The organism is Streptomyces sp. NPDC101191, from assembly GCF_044767915.1.
Taxonomy (GTDB): Bacteria; Actinomycetota; Actinomycetes; order Streptomycetales; family Streptomycetaceae; genus Streptomyces.
Genome location: NZ_JBIWOU010000008.1, coordinates 190,041 through 204,906, shown reverse-complemented (window position 1 = coordinate 204,906; position 14,866 = coordinate 190,041). Strand labels below are relative to the sequence as shown.

At 74.9% G+C, this 14,866-nt stretch carries 9 protein-coding genes; all 9 read left to right on the top strand.

All coding sequences use genetic code 11. The features are described 5' to 3' along the window. Positions 1 to 2: 2 nt before the first annotated feature. The 9 genes from mmuM (at position 3) to ACIRQF_RS29195 (ending at position 14,647) form a co-directional block, all read left to right on the top strand. The gene (gene mmuM, locus ACIRQF_RS29235; protein ID WP_404096417.1) at positions 3 to 905 is read left to right on the top strand and encodes a homocysteine S-methyltransferase; all 903 of its coding nucleotides are present in this window, start codon (positions 3 to 5) and stop codon (positions 903 to 905) included. A gap of 143 nt (positions 906 to 1,048) precedes the next feature. Next, positions 1,049 to 2,686 carry a 3' terminal RNA ribose 2'-O-methyltransferase Hen1 gene (locus ACIRQF_RS29230; protein WP_404096415.1) on the top strand — a complete coding sequence of 546 codons (1,638 nt, stop codon included), beginning with the start codon at positions 1,049 to 1,051 and terminating at the stop codon, positions 2,684 to 2,686. Beyond that, entirely contained in the window at positions 2,683 to 5,241 is a 2,559-nt protein-coding gene (locus ACIRQF_RS29225) for a polynucleotide kinase-phosphatase (protein ID WP_404096412.1), read from the top strand. Before ACIRQF_RS29230 ends, ACIRQF_RS29225 begins: the two co-directional genes overlap by 4 nt. A gap of 578 nt (positions 5,242 to 5,819) precedes the next feature. Next, positions 5,820 to 6,545 (top strand): Crp/Fnr family transcriptional regulator, encoded by a 726-nt coding sequence (locus ACIRQF_RS29220; protein ID WP_376628822.1) that lies wholly within the window; start codon positions 5,820 to 5,822, stop codon positions 6,543 to 6,545. Between the two features lie 85 nt (positions 6,546 to 6,630). Then, complete coding sequence (locus ACIRQF_RS29215; protein WP_404096409.1) at positions 6,631 to 7,530, top strand: hypothetical protein; 900 nt, start codon at positions 6,631 to 6,633, stop codon at positions 7,528 to 7,530. Beyond that, the gene (locus ACIRQF_RS29210) at positions 7,527 to 9,941 is read left to right on the top strand and encodes a hypothetical protein (protein WP_404096407.1); all 2,415 of its coding nucleotides are present in this window, start codon (positions 7,527 to 7,529) and stop codon (positions 9,939 to 9,941) included. Before ACIRQF_RS29215 ends, ACIRQF_RS29210 begins: the two co-directional genes overlap by 4 nt. Beyond that, positions 9,938 to 11,419, top strand: coding sequence for a hypothetical protein (locus ACIRQF_RS29205; RefSeq protein ID WP_404096404.1), 1,482 nt, complete (start codon positions 9,938 to 9,940; stop codon positions 11,417 to 11,419). The genes ACIRQF_RS29210 and ACIRQF_RS29205 overlap by 4 nt, the downstream gene beginning before the upstream one ends. Continuing rightward, positions 11,416 to 12,000: a Pycsar system effector family protein gene (locus ACIRQF_RS29200; RefSeq protein WP_404096402.1), complete on the top strand. Its 585-nt coding sequence runs from the start codon at positions 11,416 to 11,418 to the stop codon at positions 11,998 to 12,000. Before ACIRQF_RS29205 ends, ACIRQF_RS29200 begins: the two co-directional genes overlap by 4 nt. Positions 12,001 to 12,004: 4 nt before the next feature. Further along, positions 12,005 to 14,647 (top strand): VWA domain-containing protein, encoded by a 2,643-nt coding sequence (locus ACIRQF_RS29195; protein ID WP_404096399.1) that lies wholly within the window; start codon positions 12,005 to 12,007, stop codon positions 14,645 to 14,647. The last annotated feature ends 219 nt before the right edge of the window (positions 14,648 to 14,866 follow it).

Here is a 14,866-nt window from a genome sequence, read left to right as displayed (position 1 = left end):
CGATGAAACCCGACCGTTCGCTCGCCGCCGCCCTCGCCGAGGACGTGCTCGTCCTCGACGGCGGGCTCTCCAACCAGCTGGAGGCGCAGGGCTGCGACCTCTCCGACGCGCTCTGGTCCGCGCGGCTGCTCGCCGACGCGCCGGAGCAGATCGAGGCGGCCCACGCGGCGTACGCGCGGGCCGGGGCCCAGGTGCTGATCACGTCCAGCTACCAGGCCACCTTCGAGGGCTTCGCCCGGCGCGGGACCGGCCACGAGGAGGCGGCGCGGCTCCTGAGCCGGAGCGTGGAGCTCGCCCGGGCGGCGGGGGAGCGGTCGGAGCGCGAGATCTGGGTCGCCGCCTCGGTCGGGCCGTACGGGGCGATGCTCGCGGACGGCAGCGAGTACCGCGGCCGGTACGGCCTCTCGGTGACGGACCTGGAGCGGTTCCACCGGCCCAGGGTCGAGGTCCTCGCGGCGGCCGGGCCCGACGTCCTGGCCCTGGAGACGGTGCCCGACGCCGACGAGGCCGAGGCCCTGCTGCGGGCCGTCGACGGGTGCGGTGTGCCGGTCTGGCTCTCGTACACGATCGACGGCCGGCTCACCCGGGCCGGTCAGCGCCTGGAGGACGCCTTCGGGCTCGCGGCGGGCGTCGACCAGGTCGTGGCGGTGGGCGTGAACTGCTGCGATCCCGCCGACGTCGGGCCCGCGGCGGAGATCGCCGCCGCGGTGACCGGCAAGCCGGTCGTCGTCTACCCCAACAGCGGCGAGCACTGGGACGCCACGGCCCGCTCCTGGCACGGCGGAGCCTCCTTCGCCCCGGCCACGACCACCACGTGGCGAACGGCCGGCGCCCGGCTCATCGGTGGCTGCTGCCGCGTCGGCCCTGCCGCGATCGAGGACCTGGCCACGACGCTGGAGGGGTGAGGAGGGGGAGGGATAGCAGGAGGAGGGGAGGAGGGGGGCGGGGGAGGGGGCGGGGTGGGGGCGGGGCGGGGGAGGGCCCCCGGGGGGCAGGCTGCTGGGAAAATGCCTGGTCGGGTGGGGCGGGGGTGGCCATACTCGGAGGGGTGTTCCTGACGATCAGTACCACCGGTACCCATGAGCGGCCCGCGACCGATCTCGGCTTTCTGCTGCACAAGCATCCCGAGAAGGCGCAGTCGTTCTCGACCTCTCACGGCACCGCGCACGTCCTCTACCCCGAGGCGAGCGCGGAGCGGTGCACGGCTGCACTGCTGCTCGAGGTGGACCCCGTGGCGCTCGTGCGGCGCGGGAAGGGCAAGGGCCGGGGCGGAGCGCCCGACGCGGCGCTCGCGCAGTACGTGAACGACCGCCCCTACGCGGCCTCCTCGCTGCTCGCCGTCGCGCTCGCCAAGGTGTTCAAGAGCGCCCTGCACGGTGCGTGCGCGGCGCTGCCGGAGCGGGCCGCCACGCCGATGCCGTTGCGGATCGAGGTCCCTGCGCTGCCCGCGCGGGGCGGTGCAGGGCTCGTGGCCCGGCTGTTCGGGCCGCTCGGCTGGGCCGCCGTCGAGGCGGAGCCGGTCGTGCTCGACCCGGAGTTCCCCGAGTGGGGCGACTCGCGCTACGTGCGGCTCGTCCTGGAGGGCGAACTGCGGCTCGCCGACGCCCTCAACCAGCTGTATGTGCTGCTTCCCGTGCTCGATGACGCCAAGCACTACTGGGTCGCCCCGGACGAGGTCGACAAGCTGCTGCGCGCCGGTGACGGCTGGCTCGCCGATCACCCGGACCGGCAGCTGATCACCAGCCGCTACCTCTCGCGTCGCTGGGGGCTGACCAGGGAGGCGACCGAGCGTCTGGAACTGGTGCGGCTCGCCGAGGCCGACGGACTGGACGTCGAGGACGTCGACAACGCGGTCGACGAGACGAAGGACACCGAGGACCGGCCGGTGCCACTGGCCGAACAGCGCCGCGAGGCGATTCTCGGTGCGCTGCGTGCCGCCGACGCGGCTCGTGTGCTCGATCTCGGCTGCGGCCAGGGGCAGTTGGTGCAGGCCCTGCTCAAGGACGTGCGGTTCACCGAGATCGTCGGCGTCGACGTGTCGGCTCGTGCCCTGACCGTGGCCGCGCGCAGGCTGCGCCTGGAGCGCATGGGTGAGCGGCAGGCGGCCCGCGTGAAGCTGCTCCAGGGCTCCCTCACGTACACCGACAAGCGTCTGACCGGTTATGACGCGGCCGTGCTCAGCGAGGTCATCGAGCACCTCGACCTGCCGCGGCTGCCCGCGCTCGAGTACGCGGTGTTCGGCTCCGCCCGGCCGCGGACGGTCGTGGTGACGACGCCGAACGTCGAGTACAACGTGCGCTGGGAGTCGCTGCCGGCCGGGCACGTCCGGCACAGCGACCACCGCTTCGAGTGGACCCGGGAGGAGTTCCGGGCGTGGGCCGGGAGCGTCGCCGAACGCCATGGATACGGTGTCGAGTTCGTGGCCGTCGGGGCCGATGACCCCGAGGTCGGCCCGCCCACGCAGATGGCCGTCTTCACCCGTGTCGAACAGGGTGCGCACACCGGCGGCCGGAGCGCGGACACCGGCCGGAGCACCCCGGACAACCAGAGCGTGGACACCGGCCGGAGCACCCCGAACGACCAGAGCGCGCAGGCGCCCACCAGGCGGAGTGCGCAGCGCGACCGGAGCGCGCATTACGAGCAGAGCCCCGAGACCGGCCGGAGCACGAAGGAGGACGCGGCATGACCGACACCACCGGGACCCAGCGCCGCACGCTGCCCGTCACCGATCTCTCCCTCGTGGTCCTGATCGGCGCCACCGGCTCCGGCAAGTCGACGTTCGCGCGGCGCCACTTCAAGCCGACCGAGATCGTCTCCTCGGACTTCTGCCGAGGGCTCGTCGCCGACGACGAGAACGACCAGAGCGCCAGCAAGGACGCCTTCGACGTCCTCCATTACATCGCGGGCAAGCGGCTCGCGGCCGGACGGCTGACCGTCGTCGACGCCACCAGCGTGCAGAGCGAGGCGCGGCGGCAGCTGGTGAAGCTCGCCCGCGAGTACGACGTGCTGCCGATCGCGATCGTCCTCGACCTGCCCGAGGAGGTGTGCGCGGCACGCAACGCCGCCCGCCCCGACCGGGCCCACCTGCCCCGGCACGTCATCCAGCGGCACCGCCGCGAGCTGCGGCGCTCGCTGAAGGGGCTGGAGCGCGAGGGCTTCCGCAAGGTGCACGTCCTGCGCAGTACGGAGGAGGTGGAGGCGGCCGAGGTCGTGCTGGAAAAGCGCTTCAACGACCTGCGTCACCTCACCGGCCCCTTCGACATCATCGGTGACATCCACGGCTGCCGCTCCGAGCTGGAGACCCTGCTCGCGAAGCTCGGCTACGTCGACGGGCACCACCCGGACGGCCGGACCGCCGTCTTCGTCGGTGATCTCGTCGACCGCGGTCCCGACAGCCCGGGCGTGCTGCGCCGTGTGATGGGCATGGTGGCCGCCGGGGACGCGCTGTGCGTGCCCGGAAACCACGAGAACAAGCTGGGGCGCTGGCTGCACGGCCGCAAGGTCCAGGAGACCCACGGCCTCGCCGAGACCATCGAGCAGCTGGGCCGCGAGCCGGAGGAGTTCCGCGCCGAGGTCGCGCGGTTCATCGACGGGCTCGTCAGCCATTACGTCCTCGACGAGGGCAAGCTGGTCGTCTGTCACGCCGGTCTGCCGGAGAAGTACCACGGCCGCACCTCCGGCCGGGTGCGCTCGCACGCGCTCTACGGCGAGACCACCGGCGAGACCGACGAGTTCGGGCTGCCGGTGCGCTACCCGTGGGCCGAGGACTACCGGGGCCGCGCGACCGTCGTCTACGGGCACACCCCCGTGCCGAACACGTCCTGGATCAACAACACCATCTGTCTCGACACCGGCGCGGTGTTCGGCGGCAGGATGACCGCGCTGCGCTGGCCGGAGCGCGAGCTCGTCGACGTGCCGGCGGAGCGGGTCTGGTACGAGCCGGCCCGGCCGCTCGCGCCCGAGGCGCCCGGCGGGCACCAGGGCCGGCCGCTCGACCTCGCCGACGTGCACGGCCGGCGGATCGTGGAGACGAGGCTCGCGGGCAACGTGGCGGTGCGCGAGGAGAACGCCGCCGCCGCGCTGGAGGTCATGAGCCGCTTCGCCGTCGACCCGCGGCTGCTCGCCTACCTGCCGCCGACGATGGCGCCGACCGCGACGTCGAAGGAGGAGGGGTTCCTGGAGCACCCGGCCGAGGCGTTCGCGCAGTACGCGGCGGACGGGGTCGGGCGGGTCGTGTGCGAGGAGAAGCACATGGGGTCGCGGGCCGTCGCCCTCGTCTGCAGGGACGCGGACGTGGCGGCGGAACGGTTCGGCGTGGCCGCGGCGGACGGGGTGACCGGTGCGCTGCACACCCGGACCGGGCGCCCGTTCTTCGACGACCGGGAGACCACCGAGCAGGTGCTCGCACGCCTGCGGGCGGCGATCGGCGCCGCCGGGCTCTGGGAGGAGCTCGACACGGACTGGCTGCTGCTCGACGGCGAGCTGATGCCGTGGTCGCTGAAGTCGGCCGGTCTGCTGCGCTCCCAGTACGCCGCTGTCGGCGCGGCCTCGCGGGCTGTCTTCCCGGGCGCCCTCGGGGCGCTCGAACAGGCCGTCGCGCGCGGTGTGTCCGGGCTCGACGAGCTTCTGGGCCGGCAGCGCGAGCGGGCCTCGGACGCGGTCGCGTTCACGGACGCCTACCGGCGTTACTGCTGGCCGACCGAGGGCCTGGAGGGCGTGCGGTTCGCGCCGTTCCAGGTGCTCGCGGCGCGCGGGCGCTCGCTGGCCGCCGTACCGCACGACGAGCAACTGGCCTGGCTCGACCGTCTGGTCGAGCACGATCCGACCGGGCTGGTCCAGGTCACGCGACGGCTCGTGGTCGACCCGGCCGACGAGAAGTCCGTGGCGGCCGGTGTCGACTGGTGGCTCGAAATGACGGCGGCGGGCGGCGAGGGCATGGTCGTCAAGCCGCTCGCGTCGGTGGCCAGGGGCACGGACGGGCGCGTGGTGCAGCCGGGCGTGAAGGTGCGCGGCCGGGAGTACCTGCGGATCATTTACGGCCCCGAGTACACCCGCCCGGACAACCTGGAGAGGCTGCGCAACCGCTTCCTCGGCCACAAGCGCTCGCTGGCACTGCGGGAGTACGCGCTCGGGCTGGAGGCGCTCGACCGGCTGGCCGAGGGGGAGCCGCTGTGGCGGGTCCACGAGGCCGTCTTCGCGGTCCTCGCGCTGGAGTCGGAGCCGGTGGACCCACGGCTGTGAGGCGGCGCCGGCGGCCTCGCGGGACGGTGAGACCCGCTGGCGCCGGCCCGCGGGTCCGAGGCGCGGCGGGGCGTTCCACGGTCGGGGGTGGCCCCGTGTCGTGTCGCGCCCCGCATCGTGTCGTGCCCCGCATCGCGGGGCGCCCCACCCCGCGCCCCGGGCCCGCACCGCGCGCCCGGGCCCGCACCCCGCCCCCCGGGCCCGCACCCCGCCCCCCGGGCCCGCACCCCGGGCCCCCGCACCCCGGGCCCCCGCACCCCGGGCCCCCGCCCCCCGCCCCGGGACGCGTTCGCGCCGCGTTCGCGCTGGGGGCGCGGTGGTGGCCGGCAGGGGAACCGGCAGGTTGCGGGCGGGTGTGCGGGTGGTCACAGGCTGGGCACAGGGGGCGCAAGGGGGCTGAAAACAGCGCTCCCTTGCGCCCCTCGTGTCTGCACCACCCGCGTTGACGTGATTCTTCGTGAGCCCCTAGCGTTCTTCACCCCACGGAGTGACGGAGCGTCAACAATGTGACGCTGTTTGCTGGTTGGGGTGGGAACAAGCACGCGAATGCGCCAGTCGTGCGGGGGTGTGAGCGACCGTTGAGTCTTTTCGGCCAGGACCGCTCCTTCCTGCACGCCCTGCCCGCGGCCGACCGCCGGGCGCTGCTCGCCGAGGGCGCTCCGCGGACGTACGAGCCGGGCGAGATCATGATCCGCGAGCGGGAGACCTCCGCGTACGTCCTCGCCCTCCTCTCGGGCTGGTCGGTGGTCTCCGTCGGCACCGAGCGCGGCGCCCGCCTCATCCTGGCGCTGCGCGGGGCCGGCGAGGTCGTCGGCGACCTCGCCGCGGTCGACCGCCGGCCGCGCAGTGCCACCGTGACCGCGCTCGGCCGGGTCGAGGCCGTCGCCATCTCCGGCGACCGCTTCCGGCGCTTCCTGGCCGCACGGCCGCACGCCACCTCCCTGATCCTGCGGCAGCTCGCCACCCGGTTGCGCAGCGCCGACGTCGAGCGGCGCTCGCTCGCGTCGGAGACCGTGCTCCAGCGGCTCGCCGCCCGTCTCGTCGAGCTCGCCGAGCGGGCCGGCCGGCGCGCCGAGTCCGGCACCGTACTGGAACTGCCGTTGCCCCAGCACGACCTGGCGGCGGCCATCGGGGCGACCCGCGAAGCCGTGGCCAAGGCGCTGCGGCTGCTGCGCGAACAGGGCGTCGTCCGCACCGCCAACCGCACCGTGATCGTGGTCGACATGCCCGTCCTCGTCCTGCTCGCGCAGGGGCGCGCGCACCCCGGCGCGCAGTCCTCCGACAAACAACCCCCGGCTGTGTAAACGGCTACATCGCCCGCGAGCCGCAGCCGCCAGGCTGGACGCGTCACCACCACGGAACCACCTGAACCGCATCAGAGGAGTCCGAGTGAGCAGTACGGGAGCGAACGCGGAAGCGCACGAGGGGGCGAGCGCCGGTGCACTCCACCGGCTCGTCGTCTTCGGCGACGTCGTCGGCTCCGGACGCCTCGGCATGGACGAGAAGCGGCTGACCCGCGCCGCCATGTACGAGGCCTTCGGAGAGGCGTACGCCTCCGTGGGCATCGAGCCCGGCACCGTCCACCAGGAGGACCGGGGCGACGGCATCCTCGCCGCGCTCCGCCCGGACGTGCCCCCCGCGCTCATGGTCGGACGCTGGATCGACACCCTCCACGAGAGCCTGCGCGTGCACAACGCGGGCCGTCGCGGGCGGTTGCGGATGCGCGTCGGCATGAACGCGGGGCTCGTCCTGGACGACGGCCGCGGTCTCGTCGGCCGGGCCGTCGACCTCGCCTGCCGGCTGTGCGACAGCGCCCCCGCCAAGCGCGTCATGGCGGACGCGCCGGAGGTCGACCTGCTGATCGTGGTGTCCGACTGGCTCTACCGGAACGTGGTCGTCGAGGGCGGGCGTTACATCGAGCCCGACCGCTACCGGCGGGCCGCCGTCGTCTCCAAGGAGACCGACGAGGACGCCTGGTTCCACGTGCCCGGGCTTCCCGAGCCGCCGACGGCTCCCGGCGCCGCGCGCCCCGGCGGGCCGGAACGCCGGGGTGGTGACCCAAGGACCGGCGGTGGGCCGTCGCGGGGGGACGGCTCACCGCCCAGGGCGCCGGCGGGCAACCGGTCGTACACGGCGGGCCGCGACATCCAGGTGATCGAGGGCAACACCTTCCACGGCCGCTTCACCGGCATCCGTAACGGCCCGGCGAGCGAGGAACCGGACACCCCCGGGTCCGGGCACGGCGCCGACCCCCTGGGTGGGGACGACGAGACGGAGGTCCCGGCATGAGCGACGACGACCTCGACCACGGCGGCGGGGGAGCCGCCGGCGACCCGGAGCCCAAGGGCGACTCCCCGCAGGGGAACGCGGGAGGGGAGAAGGGCGGGGGCCAGGGCGCGGCCGGCGCCTCCGGATCCGGATCGGGTTCAGGATCCGCCTCCGGCTCCGGCTCCGCGGGTGGGGCCGCGGGCAGCGGCGGCGACGGCGCGCCGGGTGAACAGCCGCGTGAGCCCAGCCCGTTCGACAGTGCCGGGCGCAGCCCCCTCGGCGGCGCCGGCACCACCGGCGGCGCGGGCACCGCGCGGGCCGCGCGCCGGTCGCTCGCGGGGCCGCGGCCGGGCGACCACCGCACGTCGGCCGGCCGCGACGCCTACGTCCACTACGGCGACCGCCTCCACTTCCAGCTCGGCGACCGCACCCACTTCGTCCAGGGCACCGTCCCGGGCGAGACCCTCGACCACCTCGACGACGTGTACTGCGAGACCGCCGGATATCAGCGCATGAAGGAGCGGCTGCGCAGCCACCGGGTCCTCGTCCTCTGCGGCGAGCCGGGCAGCGGTCGCAAGGCCACCGCGCTCGCGCTGCTCTCCGAGGTCGCCCGGCGCCAGGTGTTCCGGCTCGACCCGCGCCACGGCGTCGACGAGATCACCGCGGACGCCCTCCACGAGAAGGCGGGACACCTGCTCGAACACCTCGCCGAGGAGGTCCGCACCGAGAGCGAGCCGCGCCACTCCCGGGGCGAACGCACCGACCCCGCGCGCCGCCCCCCGGTGCGCCTCTCCGAACTGCACCTCGACCGCTTCGCCGACCTGCTCGACGCGATCGACGGATACGCCGTGGTCGTCGTCGGCAACGGCGACCTCGCCGACCGGCTGCTGCGCGGCCGCTACGGGATGTACTGCGCGCCCCCGCCCGCCGACGAGGTCCTGCACCGCCACCTGCGGCTGCTGCTGCGCGGCGCGTCCGAGGACCTGCTGGCCGGGGCCCGGGCCCTCGCGGGCCGCCCCGACGTGGTCGCCGCCATCGGCCTGGAAGAACTCAGGCCGCGCGAGGCCGCCCGCCTCGCCGAGCACCTCGCGGAACGGCAGCGCGGTGAACTCGACGACGACCGGCTCCTGGAGGAGTGCGCCGACCTCGTGCGCGTGCAGGCCCGGGAGTGGTTCGCGGGCGCCGACCGGCCCGGGACGCTCCCCGAGGCGCTGCCCTCGCTCGGCGCCGCCGCTCTCCGGATCGCCGTAGCCGTCTTCAACCGCTCCGCGTACAGCATCGCCACCGAGGCAGCCGAGCTCCTCACCTGGGAGTTCGCCGTCACTCTCGATCCCGAACACCCCTCCGGACGGCGCCTGTTCGGCACCCACGCCGAGCACCGCCCGGTACTCGCCCGGTCCGTCCTCGAGGACACCGAGCTCGACCTCGGCCCCGTCAGGGTGCCCGTGCGCGCCGTGCGCTTCCAGGGCGACGCGCTCGCCACCGCCGTGCTCGGCGAGGTCTGGCACGGCTACCACAACGTCCGCGGCCCGGTGGCCCGCTGGCTGCGCGCCCTCTGCGACGACCCCCGCCCCGAGGTGTGGGTCCGCGCCTCCATCGCGGCCGGGGTGCTCTGCTCCTGGGACTGGATCCACGGCTTCCGCGAACTCGTCGCCCCTCTCGCGGGGACGGACGACCCGGTGGCCCGGATGGCGGCCGCGACCGCCCTCGCCGAGGCCGCCCGCGACTCCGCCGTCCGGCCCGCCGTCGCCGCCACCGTCAAGGAATGGGCCGGCTCCGACGACGGCAACCTCCTGGAGACCGCACTGCTCACCCACGGCTACCTGCTGGCCGCCGGCGGCCCGCGCGGCTCGCTCGACGCGGTCGCCCGCGTGGTCCGCGCGCACGACGCCGACGACATCGGCATCCTCGTGCCCGCCTCCTTCAGCGTCGCCCGGCTGCTCGCCTCGGGTGACCCGGAGCCCGTGGTCCGGCGACTGGAGCGCTGGCTCACCGACGGGCGGCTCAACCTGGCCAACCTCGTGCACATGGCGGTGATCAGGACCCTGACCACCCGCACCACCTACCTGTGGGGCCTGCGCGACGTGCCCGAGCTCGACGAGCACGCCGCCCGGCCGCTGCTGGTCGCGCTGCTCGCCACCCGTCCCGATCTCGCCCCCGCGCTCGGCGCCCTGCTGCGCCACAGCCTGAACACCGCGCGCGCCGGCGAGGCCGCCCTCGACGGCCTCGGCAGCCTGCTGCGGCGCGCCGCCAAGGACGCCACCGCCCTCGACCTGGTCTGCGCCCTGCTGCCCCTGCTCGCGGCCGAGCGCCGCGACCGCGACCGGCTCCGCGGACTCCTCAACGAGCTCGTACGGGACCGGGACCGGCCCCTGGACAAGAACGCGGCGCGCCGCATGTGGGACGCCGTCGCGGAAGGAGCGAAGCGATGAACGCGCCGAACCAGGGCGGACCGGAGCAGCGCGGACCGGCCGGCCGCGCCGCGCGCGGCGGTCAGGGCGATCGGGCCCGTGCGGGTGCGCCGCGACAGCAGGGGCGGCCGCAGCAGGCCGGGGGCGGCAAGGGCGCCGGCAAGGGGCCGGTCGGGCCGCTGCTGCGCGAGTGCCCGCCGCCGTACCGGCGCACCAGTGGGCTCATCGCGGCCGTCCTGCTCTACCGCAACGGCGGTCACCGGATCATGTGGCCCGACCGCAACGAGGACACCAACAAGCCCCTGCTCGGCTCCCCGTACACCGTCTTCGAGGTCCAGCTCGGCCGGAACGTCACCGAGTTCGCTCTCCAGCTGCCCGCCGCCGGGGACGGCGCCACGTTCAACGCGCGCGTCCGGGTCCAGTGGACGGTCGAGGACCCGTACCTCGTCGTCAGGGAGCAGGTGTGGAACGTCGCGGAGCTGCTCCACGACGACCTGCTCGACGGACTGCGCTCGCTCTCCCGCCGCTTCCGGCTCACCGAGGCCCAGCGCGCCGACGAGGCCGTACGGGACGAGCTGGCCACCGGACGTCTCGTGGTCGGCCGGGAGATCGGACTGCGCACCCAGGTCTACGTGTTCTTCGACCTCGACGAGCAGATCAAGGGGGAGGTCGCCCGCGCCGACCTGGTCGACGTGACCAGCCTCGCCGACGCCCGCGAGGCAGAGGCCGAGCTGCGCAAGGAGCAGTGGGAGCGGAAGCGGATCGCGGCCCGTGCCGGTGAGCTGGAAGCGATGTTCCGGCGCGGCGACCTGGCCCAGATCGCCCACCACATGGCCCGCAACCCGGACCAGGAGTGGGAGATCCGCACCCAGCTGCAGCGGGAGAAGCGCGAGGGCCAGGCCGATCTCCTCGCCGTCTTCAACCGGCTGCTCGACTCCGGCGTGCTCGAACGCCACGAGGTCGACGAGCAGGCGTACCAGATCATCCAGCACCTGCGCAGCAGCACGGGAGCCATCATCGGCGGGGTCGCCGGCCAGGTCCTCGACCCCGCGCACCGCACCGACCGGCGGGCCCTGGAGCGCTCCCGCCCCGAGCCCACCGCACCCAACTGGGACGACGAGCCCGAGCCGGAATCGGCACCGGACCCCCGCATCTATGAACCCACCCGCGTCCAGGCCTCGTTCGAGCGGGACGAGCCCGCGGCCCGTTTCGACGGCCGCTTCTCCGACCGAAGCGAAGAGGGCTTCGCCGACCGGAGCGCGAGCCGGCCCGAAGAGCGCTACGAGGCCCGTTTCGACGACCGGTCGGACGAGCGTTTCGACGACCGTTCCGACGACCGGTCGGACGACCGTTCCGACGACCGGTCGGACGGACGTTTCGACGACCGTTTCGACGAACGGCAGGCGCCCGCGCGCGCCGAGCGCGCCCCGCAGGATCCGTACGACGCTCCCCGGCGCTCCCGTCCGAGCGCCGAGTTCGACGACTGGGACGACGAATGAGCACTCCGCAGCCGACCGGTGTCCCCACCCCGGCCACCGAACCCACCTCCGACCCTGAAGCCGTTCCCACCCGGGAAGGCGCCCCCGCCCCCGGCCCCGTGCCCGTGCCCGCGCCCGACGCCGCCGAGCTGCGGCGGATGGCCGAGCAACTGCTCACCACCGTCCGGGACGACATCGGCCGGGCCGACACCAAGGCCGCGATCCTGCTGTCCGGCGCCCTCGCCTTCCTCGCCGTCGTCTTCTCGCGGGACCAGGGCCCGCTTCCGTCCGGCGGCGGCCTCGTCGTGCTCGTCGCGGCGGGAGCGCTGTGGACCGCCGGGGTCGTGATGCTGGTCTCCGTCGTCCTGCCCCGCACCCGCCCGGGCGCCGAGCGCACGCTCCTGCGCGAGCTGACCTCCGGCACCTCGGCGGCGAGCCTGCGGGCCCGGCTGGAGTCCTCCGGCGCGGACGTCACCGGCTGGCTCCTGGAACAGGCGAGCGTCCACGGGGTCGTGCTCGCCGCCAAGTACCGCTGGCTGCGACTCGGCGTCACCGCCCTCGCGCTCGGCGCCCTTCTGGCCCTCTTCAGCGAACTGTGGTGAGTCCATGCACGTGACCGTGATGCTGACCCGGCACAGCCGCCGCAGGGGCGCGCTGTTCCTCGCCGGGGCGCTGCTCGCCCTGTCCGGACCGCTCGGCAACCCCGCCGCCGTGGCCCGGGCGCCCCTCGCGGCGTCCGCCGTCCCGGTGGCGGAGGGAGCCGACCCGATCGACTTCGCCGTCGTCGTCGACCAGTCGGAGAGCCTCGCCGACGAGGACCTGGCCCGGGAGACCGAGGCCGCGGCCCTGCTCAGCCAGGGCGAGATCTCCGAACGGTCCCGAGCCGCCGTGATCGGCTTCGGCAGCTCGGAGAAGCCCGGTCAGTCGCCGGTGCGCGAAGTGTGTCCGCTGACCGTCGTCGACGCGGCGGGCCGCGGGCGCCTCAGCGACTGCGTCAAGCAGCTCGCGCGCCGCGACCGGGACCGGGTCGGCCCCGGCACCGACTTCCCGGCGGCGATCCGCCAGGCCGTCGCCCGCCTCACCGAGAACACCGACGGCACTGACGGCACTGACGGCACTGACGGCACTGACGGCACTGACGGCGCCGATGGAACCGATGGCGCCGACAGCACCGGGAACACCGACAGCACCGGGAACACCGACAGCACCGCGAACACCGACAGCACCGGGAACACCGACAGCACCGGGAACACCGGCAGCACCGGGAACACCGGCGGTGCGGACGGTGGCGCGGGCTCGGGCGTGGCCGACGCCGGGAACGCGAAGACCCCCAAGGTGGTCTTCCTCCTCACCGACGGGCGGCTCGACGTCGCCGACAGCCCCGAGTACGGGGCCGACCCGGCGAGCCGCCGGGCCAACGGCGAGAAGCGCCTCGAAGAGGAGCTGGCCCGCGCCCGTGAGGCCGGTGTGCAGATCTGGCCGCTCGGCTTCGGGGACGAGATCGACCGGGCCGCGCTCGCCGCGATGGCCGACGGCGGCTATCGCGGCGCGTGTTCCGACGTGCCCGGTTCGGTCCCCAGGATGCGGGTCGTCGCCGACTCGGCCGGGATCGACAAGGCGCTCCAGGAGACCTTCGCCGCCGCCCGCTGCGCCCGCGTCTCCGAGGGCACCGTCGGCAAGCCGCCCGCTGACCTGTACGTCACGATCCCGCCCATCGCCACCGACGGCTCCCTCACCGTGAGCAAGCACGACCCCAAGGTGCGGGTCACCTACTACGACCCGCAGGAGCGCAAGGTGCCGACGCACGGCGACTTCGACGGCTCCGCCTTCGAAGTCAGCGGCGAGGACGGGCCCGTGGAGGCGCTGCGCGTCAAGAACCCCCTGCCCGGCCGCTGGCGGGTGCACGTCGAGGCCCCGGAGGGGCACCGGGACCGCGAGGTCGCCGTCCGCGCGATCTGGCAGGGCCGGCTGAGCTCCGCCGTGCTCCTCGACCCCGTCGCGCCGCGCCCCGGCCAGGAGGCCGTGGTCGAGGTGCGGATGCAGACCCGGCGCGGGGTCGTCATCTCGGACCCGCGTCAGCTGGCCGGCGTCACCGTCGCCGCCCGGCTGTCCGGCGCCGGATTCACCCCGGTGAGCGTCCGCCTCTCCGACGACGGGAAGGCTCCGGACCGCAAGGCCGGCGACGTCCGCTTCACCGGCACGTTCACGGTGCCGTCCGGGGCCACCGGCGACCTGGAGATCGTCACCGAGATGGCCGCGCCGGGCGTCACGTCCGACCGGCGCCCGTTCCACACCGCCGTCACCGAGGGCACCCCGCTGCTCAGCGCCCAGGTCTCCGTCGAACGGGTCACCGTCCACCCGGGCGACACCGTGCGCGGATTCCTCGACATCACCAACGACGACGGCGCCCCGCACACCCTGCGGCTCGGACTCGGCGACGAGCGGGGCGGGACCGGCGGTCAGGGCGGCCCGGGGGCGGCGCAGGCGGCCGGGGCGCCGGGCTCCGTACCGGCGATCGCGCCGGCCACGGTGGTGGCCAAGCCCGGACCCGCCACCCGCGCGGAGTTCACCCTCACCCTTCCGCCGGACACCCCGCTCGGCGAACTCGGCGGGCTGCTCACGGTCGTGGACACCACCCGGGGGGACCGGGTCCTCGACACCTCCTTCCTCGACGTCCTCGTCGAGGCGCGGCCCACCTGGTGGGACCTCTGGTGGGCGTACGTCGTCGGGGGCGCCCTCGTGCTCCTCGCCGCCGCGGCGGTCGCCGGCGTCCGGCTCGCCGCCCGCCGGCGGCGTCAGGACCTGGCCGGGGTCAGGATCGAACTCCTCAAGGACGGAAGGCTCCTGGACACCCTCACCGTGCGCACCGGTCAGAGCGCGGGCGGCGAGTTCCTCTTCAGTGTCGAGGAGCCGCGCGGCGCCGCGCCCACCCTGCGCCGGGCCCGCGGTGCCGGAGCGGCGCACCGGCTGCGCAGGACCGGCTCGGGCGAACTCCTGTTCCGGCCGCACCGGGGCCGCGAGGCGCCGATACGGGCCGGGGAGCCGGTCGAGGTGGAGGAGTGCGAGGTCGTCGTCCGCGACGGCAGCAGCCCCGGCCGGAGCCGCCTGCGCCCTCGCACGCGCATTCCCCGGCCAGGTGGCCGTACGACCCCGGGTCCCCGTACCGCCCCGCGCGTCGACGACCCGGCCGCCCCCGACCCCACGACCACCACGACGGCGCCGGGAGGCGGCTGGGACCCGGACTTCTGACCCGCCCACGTCCGCCGGTCCCGGGCCCGGCAGGTCTCCAGGCCCGGCCGGCTCCCGGCGACAGCCGGTCCCCCGTCCGACGGTCACGCGTCCGCGCGGCCCCGTACGCACACGTGACTGGTCCCGCGTCTGCCGGGCCACCCCGTCCGCCCGGTCCGGCCCCAGGCCGTCACGGGTCCGAACAGCAGCCCGATCCCACAGCCCCGCACCCATCCCACC

Bases quoted from the DNA above. Each gene is read 5' to 3' on its own strand.
- ACIRQF_RS29200 (WP_404096402.1), top strand. From the start codon at position 11,416: ATGAGCACTCCGCAGCCGACCGGTGTCCCCACCCCGGCCACCGAACCC.
- ACIRQF_RS29225 (WP_404096412.1), top strand. From the start codon at position 2,683: ATGACCGACACCACCGGGACCCAGCGCCGCACGCTGCCCGTCACCGAT.
- ACIRQF_RS29210 (WP_404096407.1), top strand. From the start codon at position 7,527: ATGAGCGACGACGACCTCGACCACGGCGGCGGGGGAGCCGCCGGCGAC.
- mmuM (WP_404096417.1), top strand. From the start codon at position 3: ATGAAACCCGACCGTTCGCTCGCCGCCGCCCTCGCCGAGGACGTGCTC.
- ACIRQF_RS29195 (WP_404096399.1), top strand. From the start codon at position 12,005: ATGCACGTGACCGTGATGCTGACCCGGCACAGCCGCCGCAGGGGCGCG.
- ACIRQF_RS29205 (WP_404096404.1), top strand. From the start codon at position 9,938: ATGAACGCGCCGAACCAGGGCGGACCGGAGCAGCGCGGACCGGCCGGC.